The 23,537-nt window shown below is 74.5% G+C and carries 14 protein-coding genes and 1 pseudogene; 5 read left to right on the top strand and 10 right to left on the bottom strand.

Features of this window, described 5'->3' with window-relative positions; genetic code table 11:
• Positions 1-47 precede the first annotated feature (47 nt).
• The 4 genes from ACFY6S_RS18060 to ACFY6S_RS18075 are packed head-to-tail and all read left to right on the top strand — an operon-like array spanning position 48 to position 10,529.
• A complete protein-coding gene (locus ACFY6S_RS18060; protein WP_388817698.1) occupies positions 48-3,716 on the top strand; it encodes a tubulin-like doman-containing protein in 3,669 nt (1,222 codons plus the stop codon).
• The gene (locus ACFY6S_RS18065) at positions 3,713-6,427 is read left to right on the top strand and encodes a hypothetical protein (RefSeq protein ID WP_388817701.1); all 2,715 of its coding nucleotides are present in this window, start codon (positions 3,713-3,715) and stop codon (positions 6,425-6,427) included. Before ACFY6S_RS18060 ends, ACFY6S_RS18065 begins: the two co-directional genes overlap by 4 nt.
• The gene (locus ACFY6S_RS18070) at positions 6,424-8,592 is read left to right on the top strand and encodes a hypothetical protein (RefSeq protein ID WP_388817704.1); all 2,169 of its coding nucleotides are present in this window, start codon (positions 6,424-6,426) and stop codon (positions 8,590-8,592) included. Before ACFY6S_RS18065 ends, ACFY6S_RS18070 begins: the two co-directional genes overlap by 4 nt.
• On the top strand, positions 8,589-10,529 hold the full coding sequence (locus tag ACFY6S_RS18075) for a hypothetical protein (protein ID WP_388817707.1): 1,941 nt from the start codon (positions 8,589-8,591) through the stop codon (positions 10,527-10,529). Before ACFY6S_RS18070 ends, ACFY6S_RS18075 begins: the two co-directional genes overlap by 4 nt.
• Positions 10,530-10,682: 153 nt before the next feature.
• Here the strand turns inward: ACFY6S_RS18075 and ACFY6S_RS18080 are convergent, their stop codons facing one another.
• The 6 genes and pseudogenes from ACFY6S_RS18080 to ACFY6S_RS18105 form a co-directional block, all read right to left on the bottom strand.
• A complete protein-coding gene (locus ACFY6S_RS18080) occupies positions 10,683-11,672 on the bottom strand; it encodes an MASE1 domain-containing protein (protein WP_388818082.1) in 990 nt (329 codons plus the stop codon).
• 208 nt (positions 11,673-11,880) lie between these two features.
• A complete protein-coding gene (locus ACFY6S_RS18085) occupies positions 11,881-12,735 on the bottom strand; it encodes a PP2C family protein-serine/threonine phosphatase (protein WP_388817710.1) in 855 nt (284 codons plus the stop codon).
• 228 nt (positions 12,736-12,963) lie between these two features.
• Entirely contained in the window at positions 12,964-14,142 is a 1,179-nt protein-coding gene (locus ACFY6S_RS18090; protein WP_388817712.1) for an LLM class flavin-dependent oxidoreductase, read from the bottom strand.
• 59 nt (positions 14,143-14,201) lie between these two features.
• Positions 14,202-15,524, bottom strand: a complete 1,323-nt coding sequence (locus ACFY6S_RS18095; protein ID WP_388817715.1) for an SfnB family sulfur acquisition oxidoreductase — start codon at positions 15,522-15,524, stop codon at positions 14,202-14,204.
• A gap of 176 nt (positions 15,525-15,700) precedes the next feature.
• A pseudogene (gene ssuE / locus ACFY6S_RS18100) lies at positions 15,701-16,222 on the bottom strand (NADPH-dependent FMN reductase); the annotation flags it as partial.
• Positions 16,223-16,562: 340 nt separating this feature from the next.
• On the bottom strand, positions 16,563-16,919 hold the full coding sequence (locus ACFY6S_RS18105) for a putative leader peptide (RefSeq protein WP_388817718.1): 357 nt from the start codon (positions 16,917-16,919) through the stop codon (positions 16,563-16,565).
• Between ACFY6S_RS18105 and ACFY6S_RS18110 the strand changes: the two genes are divergently transcribed.
• Positions 16,894-17,877: a LysR family transcriptional regulator gene (locus tag ACFY6S_RS18110; protein WP_388817721.1), complete on the top strand. Its 984-nt coding sequence runs from the start codon at positions 16,894-16,896 to the stop codon at positions 17,875-17,877. The genes ACFY6S_RS18105 and ACFY6S_RS18110 overlap by 26 nt on opposite strands.
• A 417-nt stretch (positions 17,878-18,294) precedes the next feature.
• Here ACFY6S_RS18110 and ACFY6S_RS18115 read toward each other — a convergent pair whose 3' ends face one another.
• The 4 genes from ACFY6S_RS18115 to ACFY6S_RS18130 form a co-directional block, all read right to left on the bottom strand.
• Positions 18,295-19,251, bottom strand: coding sequence for an SDR family oxidoreductase (locus tag ACFY6S_RS18115; RefSeq protein ID WP_388817724.1), 957 nt, complete (start codon positions 19,249-19,251; stop codon positions 18,295-18,297).
• Positions 19,252-19,447: 196 nt separating this feature from the next.
• Complete coding sequence (locus ACFY6S_RS18120) at positions 19,448-20,677, bottom strand: beta-ketoacyl-[acyl-carrier-protein] synthase family protein (RefSeq protein WP_388817727.1); 1,230 nt, start codon at positions 20,675-20,677, stop codon at positions 19,448-19,450.
• Positions 20,674-20,919: an acyl carrier protein gene (locus ACFY6S_RS18125; RefSeq protein WP_388817730.1), complete on the bottom strand. Its 246-nt coding sequence runs from the start codon at positions 20,917-20,919 to the stop codon at positions 20,674-20,676. Before ACFY6S_RS18125 ends, ACFY6S_RS18120 begins: the two co-directional genes overlap by 4 nt.
• Before the next feature lie 251 nt (positions 20,920-21,170).
• Positions 21,171-23,417, bottom strand: coding sequence for an acyl-CoA dehydrogenase (locus tag ACFY6S_RS18130; RefSeq protein ID WP_388817733.1), 2,247 nt, complete (start codon positions 23,415-23,417; stop codon positions 21,171-21,173).
• Between the last annotated feature and the right edge of the window lie 120 nt (positions 23,418-23,537).

Raw genomic sequence — 23,537 nt, forward strand, 5'->3', positions numbered from 1 at the left:
GAGGACAAGTCGGCCGCCGATACGGCCGAAGCAGGAGGAAACACACCATGAAACTCTTCCAGCCGATGCTCTTCGTCGGCCTGGGCGGCACCGGGGGTCTGGTCGGCGCGGAGCTGGAACGCCGACTGCGCGCCGAGCTGTGCGGCCCGGACGGCACCGCCCTGAGCCAGCTGAGCGGCCACGCCCCCTACCAACTGCCCGACTGCCTCCAGTTCGTGTACGCGGACTACAGCGAGACCGACCTCCAGCGGCTGCCGCTGTACAACGTGCACGCCTCGCAGCGCGCCGCGTACGCCCGTACCTCCCGCGCCACCCACAACCTGCTGCCGAACTTCGACAGTTCACCGGAAGTCACCAAGATGCTCCGGGCGAGCCTGCGCGACGAGGTGGCCGGATGGCTGCCGCCGCGCGTCGACGAGCCGGAGGTCACCCCGCTGCGCGACGGCGCCGGCCAACTGCCCACCGTCGGGCGCGCCGCCCTGTTCGCCACCCTGCGGCACGGCCTCGGGCCGGTCCTGGAACCCCTGCTCCAGGCCATCGACGCGATGGCCAAGGCGGGCGGCGAGCTGAGCCAGTTGGGCGGCGGAAAGGTCAACGGCTGCGACGTGTTCGTCGCCTTCTCGGTGGCGGGCGGCACCGGCGCCGGGATCTTCCTGGACTATCTGCACCTGATCAACGAAGCCTTCCGCATTCGCCGCTTCAAGGGCGTGAAGATCTATCCGCTCGTCGTGATGCCGTCCTCGTTCTCCTCCGCCACCGGCGGCGGTCAGGAGGCGGACCTCAACGCGGCCCGCGCCCTCGTCGATCTCTTCCGGCTGGTGGACGGGCAGAACGCGCCGACCGAGGGCGCCGACCTGGACTCCGACGACCAGCACGGCATCCGCTACCCGGGCGGCACCCCGCCGATCCGGCTGGGCACCGGCATCCTGCCCACCGCCTTCCTGTTCAGCCCGACCGCCGGCATCCGCCAGGACGACCTGCGCCGCTCCATCGTCTCCCTGGTGCTGTCACTGATCGGCACCGAGCTGGGCGACGGACGGGGCCCGGGCGGCACCCGGGGCCGCACGATGGCGTCCGACGACTTCCAGACCTTCGCGGCGAGCTTCATCAACCGGGGCGTCCACCGCAGCGCCCCCTCCCCCACCGGCATCGGCCGCCAGGGCGTCTCCACCAGTCTTGTCGCCTCCATGACCGCCCCGATGGAACAGCTCGCCGACCTGGTGGCCGGCCGGCTGCTGCGCGAGGCGGTCTCCGCTCTGGTGGAGCGGCCCCGTACCCCGGCGCGCGGGGCGGTGCCGCTGATCCGGCAGCTCTTCGCCGACTCCCACCTCGAAGACCTCTGGGAACGCGAGCAGTTGCCCGTACCGGAGCCCGAGCCGCTGCCGCGCGGCGGCCGGGCGATCGAGCTGGCACTCGGCGAGCGCGTCGGTGACATGCAGCGGCAGCTGTCCGCGCTCCAGGCCGTCGCCGAGCAGAAGACCGCCTCGATGGCCGAGCGGTTCTCCCCGCGCCCCGCCGTCGAAAAGCTCCTCCAGAGCGTCGACCCCTTCCTCGCCGAACGCGTCGTCAGGGGCATCCCGCACAGCGACGACTCGATCGTCCGGGACGGCTTCCTCGGCATGCTCAACAGCCGGGCCCGTACCCCGCAGCGCCCGCCGGGGGTGAACGGACAGCCGCCCAAGGTCCCGAGGATCAAGGGCCGGCTGGCCGGCATGTCTCCGGCCCGGTGGGGCGACGACGACGTCCAGGCGGCCCTCCAGGAGCAGGACGCCTGGTACCAGTGGCGCAGCCGGGCCGTGTGGCACGACGCCTGGCGGGAGCAGCAGCGGCGCTGGCAGCCGCAGGCCGACGCCGCCGGGGCCGACCTCGCCCGCCTGCTGAGCGCCTTCCACAAGCACTCGGAGACGGAGAAGAAGGTGTCCGCGCAGAAGGGCCTCGAACTCTACGAGGACCGCACCGGCATCTCGTATCTGCTGCCGCCCCAGCGCACCCTGAACTACTTCTACGAGGACCTGGTCGCCCGGCTGATCCGCCGCGAGAACCTCGCCGAGAGCGACGACGAGGCCGCCCTGCTGCTCAAGCTGGTCGACGGGGACACCTGGCGCACGGTCCACGGGCTCAGCCGCCGCAACCCGGACAGCGCGGTCTCGACCGTCAAGGCCCAGCTGGAGACCCGCGTCACCCGGCTGTTCACCGAGCGCGGTGAGCAGTTGGAGGAGCGTCCGCTGCTGCCGTCCATGGGCACGCTGCTGGCCGCCGCCGCCGGCGACGCGGAAGCCACCGACCAGGTCAGCAGGGACGCACTCGACCTGTTCAGCCGCAAACTGGCCGGGCTGCTGCCGGTCGGCTTCACCCCGGAGGGCACCGGGCTGCTGCGCATCCTCGTCACCTACCCGCGCGTCCAGGGCGTCGACGAGGTGGAGGAGTTCCTCGGCAAGACGCTGGGGCTCCCCTCCGACGGCAAGAACTCCGTGGAGTACCGGTCGGTGGAGAGCGACTCGATCACCGTGGTCCTCTTCCGCAGCGAGATGAGCCTGACCCAGGTGCCCGAAGCCCGCAAGGTGCTGCGCCAGTGGGCCAGGGCGAAGGACTCCGAGCAGGCCCAGGACGTCCTGCGGTGGCGGCAGCGGCTGGGGTACAAGGACGACTGGATGGTCAGCTCCGAGGACGACCGCCGCGCCATCCTGCACCGGCTGCTGTGCTGCCTGTGGAACGGCCAGGTGGAGGTGGCCGACGGCGACCCCGCGTCACCGGCGCGGGTGCGGCTGCGGCTCTTCCCCGAGGAGGGCAGCCATGTGCCCGGGGTCCGGCTGAGGTTGGGCGACTCGCGGGACGCGGCGCCGGGCGGCGGACTGTCGAGCTGGGCCGAGCTGCTGCGCGCGTACGAGCGCTGGACCGTTCTCGACGACGAACGGACCGTCGAGGACTACTGCCGCGGGCTGATGGCCGCCCAGCCGCTCGACCTCGCCAGGGACGGCAGGAAACCGCATCCGCTCTTCGTCGAGCTGGTCGAGAGGATCGCGCCGCGCCAGCTGGAGCTGCTCGCGGCCCGCCGGCAGAGCGGCGGTGAGCGCGCCGAGGGATGGGTGCGGCCGCGGTGGGAGTTCTGGGCGGTGACCCTGCCCGCCGCGCTCGACACCGAGTTCGGCGACAAGGGGGCGATCCAGCCGACCCTGCGCACCCTGCTGGAGCACGTGCGCGGCGGAACGCCGAAGCCCCGGCCGCGCAAGGAGCTGCCCGAGCCCCGGCGTTCCGCGGCCGATGACGACGACTGGGGTACGGCGCCCCTGGTGCCGGCGGCCACCGGGGACGGGGACGGCTACGGGGGCGACGGCGACCGGGCCGGTGGCACGGACCGGGCCGCCGGGGAGCGGTACGGCGGGGAGGCGCGGTACGGCGGAGACCGCGACGCCGAGGACCGGTACGGCGGGGAAGCGCGGTACGACGGAGACCGCGACGCCGAGGACCGGTACGGCGAGGACCGCGACGCCAAGAACCGCGCCGCCGAGGACCGGTACACCAAGGACCGGTACGGCGAGGACCGATACGGCGCGCGGCAACACGGCGCGGAGCGTCCGGCGGTGCCGTGGGACGACGATCCGGGCGCCGGGCGCCCCTACGGCTCCGCCGATGCCTCCGGCGGGGACCGTACGCGCCCCCCTGCTCGCGACCGCGCCGCCGACCGTCACAACCCCTGGGACGGAGACGCGGAGTGAGCACCCCCGAGGAGACCGACACGGTCGTCCACCTGGACCTGCGCTTCGGGGCGGCGGAACTCGCCACCGCCACCGCCCTGCGCGACCGGATCGCCCGGCAGCTCGGCCAGGCCGGCCTGCCGGAGCCCGACGACCCGCTGTTCCTGGTGGTCGACACCCCGGCCGGACTGACCGACCACCAGCGTCAGTACGAACTCCTCACCGCCTACCGGGCCGTGGGCGAGATCAGGACGCTGGTCCTGCTGGTGGGCAGCTCGCCCGGCTCGTACGCGGGTCAGGACGAGGCGTTCCGGCCGGACCGGCGGCTGGTGCGCCCGGCGACGCTGCGCACCTCCGGCACCGCCCTGCTGTGGGCGGGCGATCTGCGCTCGGCCCGTACCGCGCTGGAGCGGCCCGAGCCCGACGACCCGGCGGCGCTGGCGGTCCTGGTGGACCTGCTGTCGGTCCCCGACGTGTTCCGCGAGGTGCTCGACGTGCTCGGGTCGCTGCCCGATTCGGCCGCCGCGCCCGGGGTGCGGCTGCTGGAGCAGGACCTGCCGCCGGAGGTACGCGACCGGGCCTGGCGTGACGCGCTCACCCGCTTCTCCGGTGTGGACGCCGAACCGCCGCCGGAGCTGCCGGAGGCCCTGTGGTCCGGTGCCGAACTGCCGTCCGCGCTCCGGGCGCTGGTGGCGGCCCGGGCCGGTCACGGACAGCCGCACCGGGAGCCGGGCGGGGTGGCGGACGGGGCGTACCACGCGAGCGCGCGAGCCCTCGTGGACGCCGAGTACGCGCTGGCCGGGCTGCGGGCCCTGCCCGGACTGCTGAGCACGGGCCGCGCCGCCGCGTTCGAGGCGGACCTCGCCGAGGCCCGGCGGGCGCTCGACGAGTACCGGGAGCTGGTCGGTACGGCGCTGCGCGGCGGTGCCGGTTCCGGTGCGCCCCCGTCCGCCGCTGAGACGGCGGCCCGGCTCGCCGCGCTCGGGCTGCGGGTGCCGTCGGCGGAGGGCGTGGGCGAGCGGATCGGCGAAGGACTGCGGGACTTCGCCAAGCGGCTGCTCGAACAGGGGCTGCCCCTGCGGGCGGTGGCCCAGCGCTTCACCGGGCTCGCCGGACGGGTGGAGCCGGTGCCGGGCTCGGCGCTGGTGCCGAAGCTGGACGCGCACACGGCCGAGGTGACCGGCTCGGTGGACGAGGGGTACGGAGGGTACGGCCCGTTCTCCGACCCGCCGGCGAGGGCGACGGCGGCAGTGGCCGTCTCGGCGCTGCTCGGCGCGGTGTGGCAGGGCGCGTTCCTGCCGCTGGCCTCGGTCGTCCCGCTCGTCTTCATCGGACTGCTGACGCTCGGCGCGGCCCGGCTGCCGGGCGCGGGACGCCGCGGCGGGCGGGCCTGGGGCGACGCGCCGAGCGGGCTCCTGGCGGGACACGCCCGCGTGCTGTGGGTCGCCGCGGCCGGCGGAGCGGTGGCCGGAGCCGTTGTGGCGTATCTGACCGGGCCCCCGGTCTGGGTGGGCGCCACCGGGCTGCTGCTGGGCGTCGGCCTCGCGGTGGAGACGGCACGCCGGCTGTGGCGGGAGGCGGCCGGCGCGTGGGCGGCGGGCCGGGGGACGGCCGCGCTGCGCCGGGCGCTGGGCGGGCTGGACGATCTGCTGGCCGAGGCGGTACGGGAGCACTGGGCCGCCGAGGAGCGGCTGTACTGCGCGGACGCGGCGCGCTCCGTCGCCGGCATGCTGCGCGCGACGGCGTCGGCCGCCGACGCCGAGGCGGTGCCCGTGGCCGCGGCGGCGCCGATGGCCGCGCCCACCGGCCCGGCCGCCGACGCGCCGGACCTCCGGCCCTTCGACGCGGACGACTGGCTGGCCGGGGCGTCGGCCCTGGAGCCGGACGCCTTCGCCCCGTACGGCTCCGGGGCCGACGCCGACGACTGGGCGAGCGCCTACGGGCGGCAGGACGCCCCCGAGGCCCCGCCCGCTCCGGCGGCGTGGGCGGACACCCCCTCCGCCTCTTCCACCGGCGCCCCGCGCTGGCTGGAGCGCGAGAGCGGCGAGGGCGGACCGGAGCTGGTCGTCACCCTGGCCCGTGATCTGGCGGACGCCGCCATGGTCGCGATGACGCCCTACTGGGGCGCCGTCGAGCGCGGCCAGGCCGGCGCGCACGCCCTGCGGCGCACCGAGGAGCGGGTCCGCGACCTGCTGTCGACGGCCCGCCGGCACCTCCAGCGCAACGGAGTCCTCGCCCCGCCGCCGTTCACCGCCGCCGACCGCCCCCGCGCCTCCTCGGCGAACCTGCTGGGCACCGACCCGCACCGGCCGGCCGAACTGGTCGGCGCCGAGGCCGACCGGCAGGCCGTGGTGCAGCTCTCCTCGCCCGAACAGGGCTCTCTGCTCAGCCGCGACCCGGCGGCGGCGGTGTGGATCCGCTTCGCCCCGGAGGCCGTGCGCGCCGAGGTCGAGACCGCGTGGCAGGCGAGCGGCACGGTCCCGCCAGGGGAACCGCTGTGGACGTCGTCGGGACGGTACGCCGGGCTGATCCGGCTCACGCCGCTGCGGATGGGCGTGGTGGACACCGTGCGCTCGCACCGCGGTGCCGAACCGGACCTGACGGGCGCGGACGAGCCTTACGACACGTACTACCCGCCCGGCACGCACGACGCTTCCCGGCGGAGCGTGCCCGAACAGGACGCGCACCGGCCCGACGGGTCCCGCGCGCGAAAGGACAGTGACCGGTGGTGAGCGACACCTCGCGTTCCGGGCCGCCGACGCCGCCGCCCCAGCACACCACGCTCGCCTTCACCACGCCCTCGGGAGGCCGCCGCACCGCCCCCGTCCGCCTCGGCCGCGAGTCGCGCCGCGACCCGCTGCTGCCCCAGCGGGCCCGGAACGCTCTGCTCGACGACGAGGGGCAGCAGTGCGTCCAGGTGCGCCTGACCGCCTCGGACGCGGCCAACCCCGCCGCGCGCTCCCTGCTCGACACCGAGGCCGGCACCGCCCTGCGGCTCCACCGGGCCCTCGACGCCACCGAGTACGCGCCGCTCTTCCCCCGGGTCATCGGCCACGACCTGGACTGCGCCGAGCCGTTCCTGCTGTACGAGGCGCCGCGCGGAACAGCGGCTGCCCGTACGCATGTGATGGGCGCGGCCGACCAGCGCGTCCTCGCCCGCGATCTGCTGCTGGCCCTGTGCCTGCTGGCCGGGCAGGGCCTGGTGCCGCGCGGCATCTCCCCCGCCTCCGTCCGGTGGGACGGCACGTCCCTCCAGCTCTGGGGGCTGGAGGGGGTCGCGCACACCGGCCGGCCGCGGACCCCGTGGGGCCGGGCGCCGTACTGCTCGCCCGAACAGCGCAGGGGCGAGGGGCTCGTGGACGCCCGGGACGCCGTGTGGAGCGCGGCCCAGGTGCTCTACCAGCTGGCCACCGGACGGCCGGGCGCCACCGACCGGGCCCCCGCCGATCTCGGCCAGCACCGGATGCTCGCCGAGACGCTGCGCGGGGCCTTCGCCCCGCTGGCCGCGGACCGGCCGGCGCCCGACCGGCTGCTGGACCTGCTGGCCCCGGGCGCGGCCCGGCGCGTCGCGCTGACCGTGCCCGCCGACGAGACGCACCCGCACCGGGAGGCGTTCGCCCAGGCGCTGTGGCAGAAGGCACAGGACCGGGAGACGCGTGGCGGCGAGGCGTACGTAGGGACGGCCCGGCGGGCGCCCGGGACACCCGCCGCCGACGACAGCGGCCAGGTGCTCTGCCCGTACTGCCTGGAGACCATCCAGCTCGACCTGAAGGCCCTGTTCGTCACCGACAGCAGAATGCAGTACCAGCCGCTGGATCTCGCGGGCATCGGCAACCCGCTGCGCCGCCAGGACGTCATGCGCGGCGCCGTCCAGAAGTGCGCGGCCGATCCGGGGTTCCCCGAGCACTTCATCCCGGTGCCGTACCTGATGTACGGCAAGCCGCTGACGGTGGCGATGGTCGGCCAGTCCTCCACCGGCAAGAGCCACCTCCTGACCCAGATGATCGCGGAGATCACGGACGGCGGCCTGGAACCGTTCGGTCTGACCTGGCAGTCCGTCAACCCCGAGCAGCACGCGCGGTTCGTGCGGGAACGGGTGCAGCCACTGCGCAGCGGACGGGTTCTCGACCACACCGGCGCGCTCGGCCTGGACGGCTTCGCCCGCTTCGTGGAGTCCCTGCTGCTCACCGACGCCCACGGGCGGGTGCGGCCGGTCGCCTTCTTCGATCTCGGCGGCGAGGACCTCGTACGGACGGACGCGGCGCTCCGCTTCCTGCTGGGCGTCGACGCCATGGTCTTCGTCGTCGACCCGGCGCTCGCGCTCCCGCTGCCGGAGCTGGACCCGGCCAGGGAACGCTGGGGTCTCGACGTGAACCGGGACGGCGACCTGGCGTTCGGCACCGTACTCGACCGGCTGCCGAAGAACGGCCCCTACCTGGATGTCGCGGCGGCCGTGGTGCTCGCCAAGGCGGACCTGCTGCGCTTCCGGCCGCCGGTCGACCGGTGGCTGAGCGAGCCGCCGCCCCCGGCGGGCGCGATCGACCCGGCGCTGCTGCGCGAGGAGAGCCAGGACGTGTACGGGCTGCTGCGCCACCACGCCGGCCAGGCGTGGCTGCGCCCGTTCGACGCGATCCGCCAGTGCACCCTGCATGTCGCGTCGGCCACCGGCGGCCAGGAGGACCGGGGGCGCTATCCGGCGGGGGTGCGGCCCCGCCGGGTGCTCGGACCCCTGCTGTCGCTGCTGGCGATGCGCGGGGTGATCGAGGTGCGGGGCGGGCCGGGGTGGTTCGCCGCGGCGCCGGACGCCGGGCCGGGGCCGGCGTTCGAGACGGTGCCGACGACGGCGGCCGGCGGATTCGGTGGTTACGCGGACTACGCGGAAGGAGAGGCAGGATGACCGACTTCCAGGGCGGCACGGTGGGCGACCGCCCGTACGGCCGGCCGGACCAGGGCGCCGCGGTCGGCACGAGCGCCGGGGGCGTGGTGCACCAGGTGGTCTTCCGGTGGGACGGCAACCACGGCCGCCAGAGCACGGGAATGAAGGCCGTCTCCCACTCCTGCTCGGCCGAGCGGGCCGAGGAACTGGGGCGGGAGCTGGGCCCGTTGCTGTGGGTGTCCGGTACGCAGGGCCTGCGCAGGCCGAGTTTCGTACGGACCTTCTCCCGCGACGGGAACGTCATGCTCGCCCAGCGCTGGCCCACCACCGACCGGGGCGGCCGGCCCAGTACGGTCAGCAACGTCCTGATCGGTGACGCGGCGATCCTGAAGACCCGGCTGTGTCTGGGGCTGGCGTCCGGCGGCTGGGCATACCAGGAGAAGACCGAGAAGGCGGAGGGTGAGCAACGGCCGCTGACCGCCGAGGACTTGGAGACGACGGCTCGTAAGAGACTGCCCGGGATGCGGGAGCTGCTGCCGGCCGTCAGGAACACACTGATCCTGGTCACGGCCGAATGGCTGCGCGACCCGGCGCAGCGCATCTCGCTGCTGACCGACGAGGTGCGGCTGCCCGACGGAGTGCGGCTGCCCGACCGAACGCACCAGGACGCGGCGCCGCTCGTCTACCTCGGCCTGTTCCTGCTTTTCGGCCCATGGCTGGGCCGGGAGTGGACCTTCGCCACCTACGACACCGTCGACACGCATCCGCTGCGGCTGACGTGCGTGCCGCGCTGGGAGCCGGACGCGGGCGAGTCGGGGCCGCTGGCCCGGGTCATCGGGCGCATGTCGGACACGCCGCGGCGCGAGCACGAGTGGGCGGTCCGGTTGGTCGATCACGTCCTCGCGTATCCGACGGCCGGGCCCGGTGTGCCGCAGCTGGTCCAGGAGCTGCCGGACGGCGCGGCGCTGGACTGGGCGCGGCGGCGCGAGGCACTGGGACGGATCCTGTCGACCGCGCGCCGGCCGGTGGCCCCGGCACAGCGCCCGGCGTCGGACCCCCCGCCGCCCCCGCCGCCCCCGGCGCCGGAGCCGTACCCGGAGCCGCGGCGGGCGGCACCGCCACCGGTGTCGCCGCCGCCCGCCGCCGCCCCGGCCGCGTACGACGAACCGACGCTCCGGGAGGACCTGCGCGCCTACCGGCGTGCGGACGCGGCGCGGGGCGACCGGCCGGCGGACCGGCTCCCGGAGCGGCTGCGCGGCCTGTCCGACGAGCGGCTCGTGGCCGAGCTGTGCCGCGCTGCGGTGGAGTCGGACGCCGTCGAGCTGCTGCTGCGTGAGCTGAGCGACCCCGATCGCCGCCGGGTTCGCGAGGACGACGTACGGCACAGGATCTGCGCCGAGGTGCTCCGCAACGACCTGTATCTCACCCGGAACGGCCCGAGCACCGGGCTGCTCTCCCGCCCGGAGGCGACCCGGCGCGCCGCCGACCTCTTCAACTGGGCCGTCGCCCCGCTGGCCAGGGACGGACGCTATCTGGCGGATCTGCGTGAGCTGCTGCACCGTATGAGCCGGGACCGCCGGCCCGCGGCGGCCGACTGGCTCCAGTGGACCATCGTCCAGCCCGTCGACGGCGTGGCCCCGGATCTCCCACCGGCGTTGTGGCAGCAGATTCTGCGCGATGTGATGAGCCGGAACACCACGCAGCCCAGCGCCGTGCCGCCCACCACCGCACCGCCGTCCGTCGCTTCACCCGTCCCCCCGCCGGTCGCCGCACCTCCCGCGACGCCGACGGTGAGGCGCCCCCCGGTCAACGTGCGCCCGGCGCCGCCTCCCACCCGTACGCCCCCGCCCACCCTCGCGAAGCGCCTCTCCGACCTCGCCAACAGTCCGGGGTGTGTGATCGGGGTGGCGGCGGCCCTCATCGCCGGTTTCATCACGGCGGTGTTCCTGCTCCTCTGAATGCGAACATCCGGCCGGGGCGCAGGGCGGCGGGCAGCGGGCGTCGGGCGTCGGGCGTCTTCGGCGGCGCTGTTCGTGGACGCGCTGCCGTCCGGCCGTACACCGGTCAGCGGGCCCGCGGGCCGAGCGGGGACTGACCAGCCCGCGGGCCCCTCAACGGCCCGCCGGGCCCGGGTCCGCCGGGCCCGGTGGACGTGGTGACGGTGACGGGGACGGGGCCGGGGAAAGGTGGGCCACCACCTCCGCCAGGTCCAGGCACGCCTGCTCGATCTTGCGCCGGATGTCGCGCTGCTCGGTGACGATCGCCGCGAGGAGCAGGGCCGTCAGGGCGGTGGCGCCGTTGAGGGCCTGGAGGCTGATCATGATCTCGACGAGGCTGTGGTCGGCGAACGGGCCGACGCGGTCGATCGCCGCCGAGACGGCCAGTACGGAGACGAGCAGCGCGTACGGCGCGGCGCCGGCCAGCTGGAAGCGCAGGGCGGCCCAGATGAGCAGCGGGAAGACGAGAAAGAGCAGGCAGAGCGGGGTTCTGGTGGCCCAGGGCGTGAGGGCGACGGCGGCGACCGCCAGCACCGTCGCCTCCGCCCAGCGGCGCGGTTCGCGGGGCAGCGGAAGCCGGGCCCTGCGCAGGACGAGGATCAGCGGGGTGACGATCAGTACGCCCATCGCGTCGCCCGTCCACCACGCCGACCAGGTCGACCAGAACCCGTCCGGCGGCAGCCTGCCGCTGAGCACCATCACGCCCGTACCGGTCGTCGCGCTGATCAGCATCCCGGCCAGCGCCCCCAGGAACACCAGGGCCACGCCGTCCCGTAGCCGGTCGAGGGCGGTACGGAAACCGACCGTACGGAGCAGGAGGAAGGCGCAGACGGGCGCGAGGGTGTTCCCCGCGATGACGCCGAGGTCGGTGAGGCGGACCGGGCCGATCGTCGCGATGGAGAGCAGCACCCCGATCGCGATCCCCGGCCAGACCCGGATGCCCAGCAGGAGCAGACTGCTCAGCGCGATGCCCGTGGGCGGCCAGAGCGGTGTGATGACCGTCCCCTCGATGACCACCTGTCTCAGCAGCCCCAGCTGTCCGACCGCCCAGTAGGCGGCGGCGACGGCGAGAATCCGTACCGCGTCCGCGCCGAACCGGCGGATGCCTCGGACGTGCCGGTCACGGCCATGGCGGTCACCGCCGCCGGCCCCACGAGCGGCACCGCCACCGTCACCACGGCCGGCGCCGCCGGCGTGCGGCGGACGGGACGACGGATTTCGGGGTTCCTCGGTGCGCTCCACACCGGCCATGAGACAACGCGGGCCGCCCGACTCGGCCGAGACACGCTGCCCGCCGGCCGCCGGCCCCCGGCTACCCGGCCGCCTCCGGCCGCGCCTCGTCGTGCCACAGGACCAGCACCGCCGCGTCGTCCGAGTGGCCCGTCAGCCCGGCCACCCGCATCACCTGGGTGGCCAGCTCGCCGGGCCCCGCCGCCGCTCCGGGGACGCCGGCGACCGCCGCCGTGGCGAGGGCGGCCACCCGGGCCAGCCCCTCGTCGATGGCGAACGACGGCCCCTCGATCACCCCGTCCGTGAGCAGGACGACCACCCCCGCACCGGCCAGCCTGCGCCGCGTCACCGGATACACCTCCCCCGGCTGCACCCCCAGCGGCGGACCGCCCGGGTCCTCGGCGACGCCCCACTGCCCGTCGGACTGGGCCCAGACGGCCGGAACATGCCCGGCCCGCGCGCTCTCCAGCTCGCGGGTGGCCGGGTCGAAACGGAGAAAACTACAGGTCGCGAAGAGGCTGGAGTTCACCGAGAGCAGCAGATCGTTGGCCCGGCCGAGCACCTCGCCCGGGTCGGTGGCGGTCGCGGCCACGGCCCGCAGCCCGATCCGCACCTGTCCCATGATCGCGGCGGCCTCCACATCGTGGCCCTGCACGTCGCCGACGCAGAACGCGAGCGCCCCGTCCGGCAGCCGGAAGCCGTCGTACCAGTCGCCGCCGATGTCGAGACCGTCCCTGGCGGGTACGTAACGCGCGGCAGCGCGCAGTCCCGGCAGCGCGGGCAGCACGGCCGGGAGCATCTCCCGCTGCAACGCCTCGGCCAGCTCCACCCTGGCGTGCTGCCGTTCGGCCCCCTGCCGTGCCTGGGCGGTGAGCTGCCCGAGCGTGGTCAGCAGGTCGTCGGCGCTCGCGGACGGGTTGGGGCGACGCCGGGTCATGCACCGCTCTCCGGGATACGTGGTCATGGACCGCCGCGCGGTGTGCCTCTCGGCGTGCCTCACGACGGCGTGCGGAAGGGACCCCTGGGACAGATCCCCGCATTCATCATATTTCCATCGCCCGATTTCCGCTGAACGAGGCCGGGGCAGGGAGCGGACCGCCCCTTCACCGGCCCGCCCCTTCACCGACCCGCCCCCTCACCGACCCGCCCCCTCACCGGCCGCCCCTCACCGACCGCGCCCCACCCCCGCCGCGAACGGCACCGCGTCCGTCTCCGTCCCCTCGCGTGCGTCCGGGCCCGCCGGATGGGTCCACAGGCCGGCCTTCGCGAGTACGGGCAGGACGCCCTCGCCGAACCAGTACGCCTCCTCCACATGCGGGTGGCCCGACATGACGAACTCGTCGATTCCCAGGCGGTGGTACTCCACGATCCGGTCCGCCACCTCCGTGTGCGAGCCCACCAGCGCCGTCCCCGCGCCGCCGCGCACCAGGCCGATGCCGGCCCACAGGTTCGGGGAGATCTCCAGGCCGTCCGTGGAACCGCCGTGCAGGGCCAGCATGCGGCGCTGGCCCTCGGACTCGCTGCGGGAGAGTCCGGCCTGTACGGCGGTGATCGCGTCCTGGGAGAAGCCGTCCAGCTGGCGGCGGGCCTCGGCCCACGCCTCTTCGGACGTGTCGCGGGCGATGACGTGGAGCCGGATGCCGAACCGTACGGTGCGGCCCTCCCGCGCCGCGAGCCGGCGCACCCAGTCGATCTTCCCGGCGACCTGGTCCGGCGGTTCGCCCCAGGTCAGATAGGTGTCGCTGTGCCGGGCCGCGACCTCGCCCGCCGCCTCGGAGGAGCCGCCGAAGTAGACCGGGGGCACCGGATCGGGCAGCCGGGTCAGCCGGGCATCCTCCACCCGCAGGTGTGTGCCGTGCCGGGTCACCGTCTCGCCGCGCCACAACGACCGTACGATGTCGAGGAATTCGCCGGTGCGCGCGTAACGCTCCTCCTTGCTGAGGAAGTCGCCGTACGCGCGCTGCTCGTGGCTCTCCCCGCCCGTGACCACATTGAGCAGCAGCCGGCCCGGAGCGTGCCGCTGGAAGGTGGCGGCCATCTGGGCGGCGAGCGTCGGTGCCACGAAGCCGGGCCGGAAGGCGACCAGGAACTTCAGCCGGTCCGTCTCGCGCGCCAGCATCGCGGTGGTCAGCCAGGCGTCCTCGCACCAGGCGCCGGTGGGGGTGAGGGCGCCCTCGAAGCCGAGCTGTTCGGCCGCCCGGGCGATCTGGGCCAGATAGCCGAGGTCGGCGGGGCGCCGGCCCCCGGCCGCGCCCGGCACCCCGGTGGGCACACCGTGGCCGCCGCCGACGACATGGCGGCTGTCGCCGTAGGTGGGCAGGAACCAGTGGAAGGTGAGGCTCATGAACTCTCCAGTGGGCGTGGAACGGCGTGGATACGCGGCGGATACGCGGAAGTGCCGGGTCAGAGCAGCCCGTGGCGCGGCGGTGGCGTCCCGGTCAGCACGTACCGGCCGATGTGCCACACCTTCCAGCGCACCGGGTCGTGCAGGGTGTGGGTACGGGCGTCGCGCCAGTAGCGGTGCAGATTGAGCCCGTCGTCCGCCGCCCGCGTCCCCGCCACTTCGAACAGCGCGCTGCCCGTCTCCACCGCCGCCCCGGCCGCGTGGACCTTGGCCGCCGCCACGGCGATCGACGCCTCGGCGGCCGTCGCGTCCGTCAGGTCGGCGCCGGCGGCGTCCACGGCGTCCGCCGCCGCCGCGAGGAGAGCGGCCGACGCCCGCACCCGCAGGCCGAGTTCGCCGAAGCGCTGGACGAGCAGCGGGTCATCGGGCGCGGTGCCGTAGCCCTCGCCCACCGCCTCGAACCACGGCCGGCTCCTGGTACGGACGAACGCGGCGGCCTCCTCCAGCGCGCCCGAGGCGATCCCCACGTCGATGGCCATGTGCAGCAACTGCGCGAAGGCGCCGTGCAGTTGCGGCCCTTCGAAGGTCAGATGATGCGGTACGACCCGATCGGCGGCCACCGCCACCCGCGCCAGGCGCACCGTCCCGCCGGCCGTGGTGCGCTGGCCCATGCCGGCCCAGTCGTCCAGGACGGTCACACCGGGCGCGTCGCTCCGTACGTACGCGACATGGAGCGGACCGTCCTGCGCCGCGTCCGCCGCCACACCCCCCGCCCCCGCGCCCGCCGCCGTTCCCAAGCGCGCCAGCACCGGAATCCAGTCGGCGAACAGCGCGCCCGTCGCGTAGTGCTTCTCACCGGTCAGTACGTACGAGCCGTCCGGCTCGGGGGTCAGCCGGGTTCGGATGTCCTGGACGTGCTCGGTGCCCTTCTCCGACTGCGCGTTGCCGAACCGCCGCCCGGCCAGCACCTCTCCGAGGAAGAACTCCCGCTGCGCCGACGATCCCTGACGGAGCAGCACGTTCACGTAGACGAAGTGGCTCTGCGGAATCTGCGCGAGGCTCGGGTCCGCCGCCGCCAGCAGCCGGAAGACCTCAGCGAGCGTGCGGGCGGACACCTCGGCGCCACCGTACGCGCGCGGCACGGTGACCGCGAGCAGCCCGGAGGCCGAGAGCCGGTCGACCTCGGCACGCGGCAGCGCCCGCTCCGCGTCCCGCGCCGCGGCGCCGGCCCGGAACTCCTCGGCCAGCCCGGCGGCGACCGCGAGGGCCTCGGCGTCGTCACCGATGACGTGCGCCGGCGCGCCCGAAGCCCCCCGGCCGACCGCGCCGGACCGCTGGTCGGCCACCGCACCGGCCACCGCGCCGGTCACCGCGCCGGCCATCGTCAGGCCGCCACGGCGGAGACACCGGCCGCGGACGGCGAGGCGGACCCCACCCCGGAACCCGACCCCGACCCCGACCCCGGCCCCGATGCCTGCCCCTGCGCCTGCCCTTGCGCTTGCGCCTGCGTCTGCGTCTGCGTCTGCGTCTGGGCCGACGGGGCGGGCCGCGGCGGCGCGAGCGCCAGCGAGAACTGGTCGACCACCCGGTCCAGCGCCTCCCGCGCGTCCGGATCGACCGCGACCGAACCGTCCTGCTGTACGGAGATGTGCCGGTCGAGCACGAACCAGCCCTGGACCACATGCGCCGCGCCCATCGAGGAGAGCACCGGCCGCAGCGCGTAGTCGATGGCCAGGACGTGCGCGACGGACCCGCCGGTGGCGAGCGGAAGCACGGTCTTGTCCGCCAGCGCGTACTGCGGCAACAGGTCCAGCAGGGACTTCAACAGCCCCGAATACGCGGCCTTGTAGACGGGCGTACCGATGACGACCCCGTCCGCCTCCTCGAACAGCCGCCGCGCCGCGACGATCGCGGGATGCCCGAAGTCGGCCCCCAGCAGCGCCTCGGCAGGCAGCGTACGGACGTCGAGCGGGGTCACCCGGTGGCCCTGGGCGGCGAGCCGGCCGTCCAGATGGCGCAGCAGCCGGGCCGTGCGGGAGGTGGGGGACGGACTGCCGGAGACGGACAGGACAGTGGCCATACGGAGATCACCTCGGGTTGAGGGAAGAAAGGCTGGTGGGGCGAGTCCGGGGCGGGGAGCCCCGGAAAGCGGACCCGATCGGAAGGGAAGGGAAAAGCGAAAGGGGGCGGAGAGAAAAACAGACCCGTCACCCGGCGATCGGGAATTGTGAACAATTCATTAAATCGGTGGCGCACACAGGCCGCGGCACGGCGGACCGATTACCGGGACGGATGCCCCGAAACGCGAAAGGCGGGTTGAAGGAACCGCGTCGCGGACCGGGCCGGGACGCCCGGGCGTCCCGGCGTGCGCGCCGCGCTCACCGCGCCCCAGCCCGTACGCCGCCGTACGCGGACAGCCCTTAGGGCCGACACAGGGCGCTGGAGACCCGGACCAGGTCGACATGGCGCCGCCGGGTGAGTTCCCGAAGATCGTTCACCCGATCCCGCATCGCCGCGCCACCGCCTTTCCGGCTATTCGACAGGCCCATGAACCATGAGCGTACCTCCGGGCCCGCTCCCGGGTCGATTCGGTATATTCGACCCGGTGATAGGGTTTCCCTTTCACCGGGAAAAGGCACAGCCGAAGACCACAGGCAAAGAGCACGACCGAAGATCACGGCCAGAGAGCACCGCCGAAAGAGCACCGCCACGACACCGCCGATGGAACACGACCGGAAGGCGATCACGCGCATGCGAATAGAGCAGCTCGAATACATCGCGGCCGTGACCAGGCTCGGGTCCCTGCGCCGCGCGGCCGAGGCGCTGCATGTGTCCCAGCCCGCCCTGAGCGAGACCGTGCGCAATCTGGAGCGCGAACTCGGCGTGGACATCCTGGACCGGCGCCGCTCCGGGGCCAGGATCAGCGCGGCGGGGCGCGAACTGCTGCCGCACATCATCGGCGTACTCGACGCCGTCGACACCCTGCGCAAGGCGGCCGACGACCAGCACCGCACCACCCGCACGATCCGGCTGGGTACGGTCAACGCGGCGACGGTGCCGCTGCTCGTACCGACCATCCGGGCGTTCCGCTCCGCCCACCCGGCGACCCAGGTCGAGGTCACGGGCGCCCAACAGGCCGACATACACCGGGCGTTGCTGGAAGGCGGGCTCGATCTGGGGCTGGTCAACTACCTCCAGGGCGACGACAAACCGCCCGGTTTCCACACCACCGAACTCCTGCGGGGCCACCCGGTGGTGTGCGTACGCTCCGACAGCCGCCTCGCGGCCCTCCGTACGGTCTCGGTCACGGATCTCCTGGGCGAGCCGCTCATCGTGATGCGCTCCGGATACGTGATGCACCGCTATGTGCACCGGCTGCTGGAGGGCCGGGGCCCGGCCTTCTCGTACTCCACGGACGGCGCGGAGATGGGCAAGCTGATGGTCGCCGAGGGCCTGGGCGCCACGGTCCTGCCCGACTTCAGTGTCAACGGCGACCCCTTGGAGCGCTCCGGCCTGATCACCCACCGGCCGCTCGCGGGCGACACCCCGGCCGTCCTGATGGTGATCCAGCGCCCGCTCTCCACCACGATGACCCGGGCCGCCCAGGACCTCCACGCGATGTTCGTCCACAGCGCGGAGGCGTACGCGCGGGAGGCGGCCACGCGTACGGGATCACGTACGGCGCCCGATCCGCCGAGTCCCCTCGCGCGCCGGCGGTGCTCACCTACGGTGTGAAGCCGCGAACGCACGCGGGCAACACCTTCGGCAACGCAGCAGGCACCCAGCGGACCCCGACCGCTGGATCAGCAGCTCCATGCCCTGCCTGCCCCGCGGACCACCGGCCATCCCGACGCCCGGGCCGATCGACTCGCCGCGCGGGGGCGGCGCGGCGGGCAGCGGATCGGCGGCGCCGGAGAGGTCGCGGCGCCCGGCTCCCCACGCCCGAGGAGCGCGAGGTCCTGTGCACGGCCCCGGACGAACCGGTGTTCCGCCTGACACGGGTCACCCTGGACAGCGGGGACCGTCCCCTCCAGGCCGACACCATGACCATGCCCGCACACCGCCGGAAGCTCCGCTACGAGATCAGGGTCGGATGACGGCCGCTTCCCGCCACGACCGGAGCGCCGGCGCGGGCCATCTGTACGAGCCGCGCTACGAGTTCACACCCACCTGAGCCGCCCCCGTGCGGGTCGTCACGGGCTCCGGGCATACGGACGGATGGTGGGCGGCGCGCGCCGCCGCGTCCGCCTCACCGCCCGCGCCGACCAGGGGCGTCGTCGAGATCGTGGGCGGCGGGGCCAGGCACTCCAGGGCCGGCATGTAGTGGGGCGCGTTGCGGGCCGCCGCCGCCGGGAGTGCGCCGCGTACGAACTGGGCAGCGCGCAGCCAGCGTTGGGCGTAGACATGCCGGGCCCGGCGTTCGATGCCGTCCGCGATCCGGTCGACCGCCGGGGCCAGCGGGTACGTACGGGCGGCCGGCCAGGGCATCCGGGAGCGCAGCTCGCGCAGCATGGGCTCGCGCTCCGCGCCGCGCGCCATGTCCGTATCGGTCCAGCTCAGATAGCCGACGCCGACCCGCACCCCGTGGTGCGCGACCTCCGCCTGGAGGGCGTGCGCGAACGCCTCGACGCCTGCCTTCGAGGCGCAGTACGCCGTCATCATCGGGGTCGGCGCGAGCGCCGCCAGGGAGGCGATCTGGAGGTAGTAGCCACGGGAGTTGAGCAGGGCGGGCAGGAAGGCGCGGGCGGTGTTGGCCCCGCCGACGAGGTTGACCTCGACGACCCGCCGCCACGCCGCCGGGTCCGAGCCGAGGAAGGGACCGCCCGCCGCCACGCCCGCGTTGGCGACGACCGCGTCGACCCGGCCGAAGCGCCGCGCGATGGCACGCGCCGTACGGGACATCGCGTCCGCGTCCGTGACATCCGCGTACCAGTAGTCGGCGTCACCAGCCAACGAGAGAGTCACATCCGCGAGTTCGGACCGTTCCAGGCCGACGAGCGCCAGCCGGGCACCGCGTGCGGAGAGGGTACGGGCCAGCTGTTCGCCGACACCTCGGGCGGCGCCGGTGATGACGACGGTACGTCCTCGGAGCGAGAGACGCCTGTGCATGGGTGGATCTCCAAGAGAAAGTGCGGATCGGAGGGTTGAGGGAGGGTGGACAGGGATGAAGGGTGAGGCGGGGCGGGTGGGCGGCCACCGGGGGTGTGGTGCGCCCGCGCGCCGAAGGGCCGTCCCCCCGCACGAGTTGTGGTCGTGAGCGGGGGACGGCGGTGCGTCCGTGAGCGCCGGCCGGTGGGCATGGGCGTCAGGCGCGCTCCAGGGCGAGGACCGCGTTGTGCCCGCCGAAGCCGAACGAGTGGGTGACCGCCCGGTCGGTGCGCATGCGCAGCGGCTGCTTGGTGACGCAGTCGATGTCGAACTCGATGGCCGGCGCGTCCAGATTGGCGATGGGCGGTACGACCCCGTGCTGAAGGGTGAGCACGGTCAGCCCCGCCTCGATCGCGCCCGCCGCCCCCATGCAGTGCCCCAGCACGCCCTTGGGCGCCGTGACCGTGGGGCGGTGCGGGAAGACGCGGCTGATCAGCGCGGCCTCGGTCGCGTCGTTGAGCTGGGTGGAGGTGCCGTGGGCGTTGACGTGATCGACGTCGTACGGGCTCCAGCCCGCGTCCCGCAGGGCCGCCTCCACCGCGCGCTGGGCCACGGCGCCCGAGGGGTGCGGGCTCGTGGGGTGGTAAGCGTCGGTGGTGGCACCGGCGCCCGCGAGCAGTGCCCGTGGCGCTGCTCCCCGCGCCCGCGCGTCGCTCTCCCGCTCCAGCACCATGATCGCGGCGCCCTCCCCGACGACCATGCCCGAGCGGTCCTGCGCGAACGGCCGGGACAGCAGTGAGGGATCCTCTCCCGGACCCGCCAGCGCCGCCGCGCCCGACCGGGCGAACCCGGCCATCGCGACCGGGTAGACCACCGATTCCGTCGCCCCCGCCACGGCGATGTCGCACTGCCCGGTGGCGAGCAGGTCGCGCGCGGCGTGCAGCGCGGTGACCCCGGAGGAGCAGGCCGTGCAGGGCGCCAGGCTGGGCCCGGTGGCCCGCATGCCGATGGCGATCTCGGCCGCCGGCATGTTGGGAATCGTCAGCAGGATCGCCGAGGGCGAGGTCGCCTCGTGGCCGCGCCGGTCGAGCAGCACGGCCTGTTCCGTCAGGCCCGCCGTGCCGCCGCTGCTGGTCCCGACCACGACGGCGACCCGGGTGCCGTCCCAGGTCCCGGGGTCGAGCCCGGCGTCGGCGACCGCCTCGCGCGCCGCGAGGAGCGCGAGCTTCACGTACCGGCCCATCCGGAAGGAGGTACGCCCGCCGATCGCGGTGTCGAGGTCGAGGCCGTCGACCATACAGGCGAAGTCGACCGGACAGCCGTCCAGTTCGGGAACGGTACGGGCGTACGAGACCCCCGCGCACACCCCGTCCCAGGTGGATTCGGTGTCATGGCCGGCCGGTGTGATCATGCCGAGGCCGGTGATGGCGACCGCGGGGCCGTTCATCGTCCGACCCCCAAAGCCGCCTCGTCGAGGTATGCGGTGATCTCGGCCAGCGAGGCGCCCTTGAGGAGGGTGCCGGAGTCGGTGTGAACGCCCAGCGTCTCCCTGATGATGACCGCGAGTTCCGCGATCGCGAGGGAGTCCATCTCCAGGCTGTCCATCGTCGCCTCGGGCACGATCTCGGCCGCCGGGACCTTGAAGGTCTCGGTGAGCACCTCGGTGATCTTCGGGTGGATACGGTTCATGACATGTTCCTTTCGCAGGGGGGTGGTTGGCTGCGGGCCCGGGCACCGGGCACGCGCCGAAGCGCGCCCCGGTGGGACGCGCGGGCGATGCGTGGGCGGCGAGTGACTGGTACGTGGTCGTACGCGGTGTGTGCGCGGGGTGCGCGCGAGGGGGTACGGGGACCGGCGCGCCGGAAGGTGGCCCGGTGGACGCGCGTCGTGTCCCGCGCCGTCCCGAGCCGTGTTCCGCGTCGTGCCCCCGCGTCCACCCGTCAGCCGGTGCCCGGTGCCCCGTGCCCGGAGCCGGCCCCGCGGTGCCACGCGCCGTCCGGGTCGTCGTAGGCCCCGGCGTACCCGGGCCCGGCGATCGGCCGGTCCGCGAGCACCTCCTCGGGCAGCGCGAACGCGCTGACCAGGGTGGGGGCATGGGCGGCGAGCCGCTCGATCAGGGTCTCGACCGCCTCGGCCAGTTCACCGACGTGTCTCGGCGCCAGCCGCCCGGCCGCCAGTAGTTCGCCGCTGTTCCGGTCGATCCAGCGGAGTGCGAACAGGTTGCGCAGGGCCTGGAGCAGGTCGGCGGCGGACGCGACGGAAAGGACGGGGGCGGTGGAGGCTGCGGGCGAGGAGAGCGCGATGAGCGCGGCGGGCGGCACGCTCTCGTCGCCCCCGAAGGTCTCGGAGGTCCCGAAGGTCCGGGTGGTCCGGGCGATCCCCGTGGTCCGGGCGATCCCCGTGGTCCGGGTGGTCCCGGTGGTCCGGGCGATCCCGGTGGTCCGGGCGATCCCCGTGGTCCCGGTGGGCCCGGTGAGGCCGTCCACCGCCACCGCGTACGCCTGTGCCGCACGCCCGTACGCGTGCGCCTCCACGGCCCGCAGCGCGGCGCCCGACGCGGCGTTCCAGCGGGCGAGGGCGTCGCCCCTGGGCGCCCGGCTCATCCGGTGGCGGGCGCGGGCCAGCCACAGCTCCTCGATCGCGGCGATCAGCCCGTCGAGGAAGGCCGGGTCGGACAGCTCGCGCTCCTCGGGAGAACCGGCCGGAACGGGCGGGGGCGCGGCCTCGGAGGCATGGACGGAGGGCGACGCGCCCTCCGCAGCGGGCACGGCCTCGAAGATCATCTCGGCCGCCGCCTTCGTGTGGATCGCGACGTTGTCGCCCTCCGCCGTGATGGCGCCCTCGATACCGGCCAGCAGTTCGGCCATGCCGTTGTTCTCCAGCAGCCCCTGCGCCCCGCACCGCTCCCGGCACTCCACGATGACCTCGCGCGCCCGCCAGGTGATCCAGCCCTTGGCGACGGCGACGAGCCGTTCGGCCTCTTCCGTCTCGCCGTCCGCGCGCGACTCCCAGGCGTCGAGCGCCGTACGGTGCAGCAGGCTCATCGCGAAGACCGTGGCCAACGCCGCGACCAGCGGGCCGTGGTGGCTGCGGTGGGCGAAGACCGGCACCTGCCCGGTGCCCCGGGGGCCGGAGATCAGCCGGTGGCCCCCGTACCGTACGGCGAGCGCCAGCGCGACCCGCGCCGAGCCGACGGCGCTCGCGCTCATCGCGAGCTTGCCCGGGGTGACCCGGCCGATGGAGAGCAGCAGGCGCCGCCGGCGGTTGGCGGTCACGCTGCGGAAGACCCCGTCCGCGCCGAGCAGGCCCTGCGCGCCCGCCAACAGCGCGTCCCGGCCGACGAAGACACCGTCGAACGACGTCAGGCAGTGGTCCACCGGGCTGCCGAACCGCGCGGGCAGCCGTCGCACCCGTACTCCGGGCAGCGGTCGCACGGCGTCGGTGAGCGGGGTCAGGAACAGGAAGACGCCGTGGTCCTCGCCGTCCGCCAGCAGCCGGGCCGCGACCACTCCGCTCTTGGGGCCGCCCGCAGGGCTGGTGTTGGGCATGAACTTCTGCGCCCCGGCGTGCGGCGTGCGCAGGACGAAGCCGTCCCGGTCGCGGTCGTAGGTCGCGGTCGTCTCCACGGCGACGGCGTCGTTGCCGTGCGCCACCTCCGTGCAGAGGAAGGTGCCGACGCGGCGCGCCGCCAGGAAGTCCGTCAGGTCACGCCCGCGCGGCAGGTCCCGCGCCACCGGCAGGTCCCGCCCGCTCCCCGGACCCGCGTCGGCGTCAACTACCGCGTCGGCGCCGGGTGCGGAGTCGGCGCCGGGTGCGGAGTCGTGGTCGAGCAGGCTGCCGAGGAACAGGTTGTAGTGGATACCGGCGACCGTGACGAAAGCCGGATCGATCGGGCCGAGCCACTCGTGCAGCGCCGCCAGCGCACGCGGATCGCCCGCCAGGGCCGCCGGGTCGGCGAGCGAGTCGTTGACAGCGCGCAACCGCTCATACGCCCACGCGAGCCGCTCCCCGTCCGTACCGCCCTGCCTGCGCCGGAACGGACGCGACGCGGCGGTCGCCCGCCATGGCCCGTGCTCCCGGTCGAAGTCCGTACCGAACAGCACGCACATCAGCCGTTCCACGGCCGGATCCGCCGACGCGGCCCCCTCCGTCGGAACGGTGAGGGACACGGCAGTGCTGTTGATCATTACGGTCACGGAAGTAGAACGATCAAGCGATCACGAAGAAACGACTCTCTGACCCGTCAGGACGCAAAACATCCATTCGACGGGCGCACAATGACGCCACTCACGCGCCTCCCCGAACGC

Source organism: Streptomyces sp. NPDC012835 (genome assembly GCF_042900885.1).
Classification (GTDB): Bacteria; Actinomycetota; Actinomycetes; order Streptomycetales; family Streptomycetaceae; genus Streptomyces.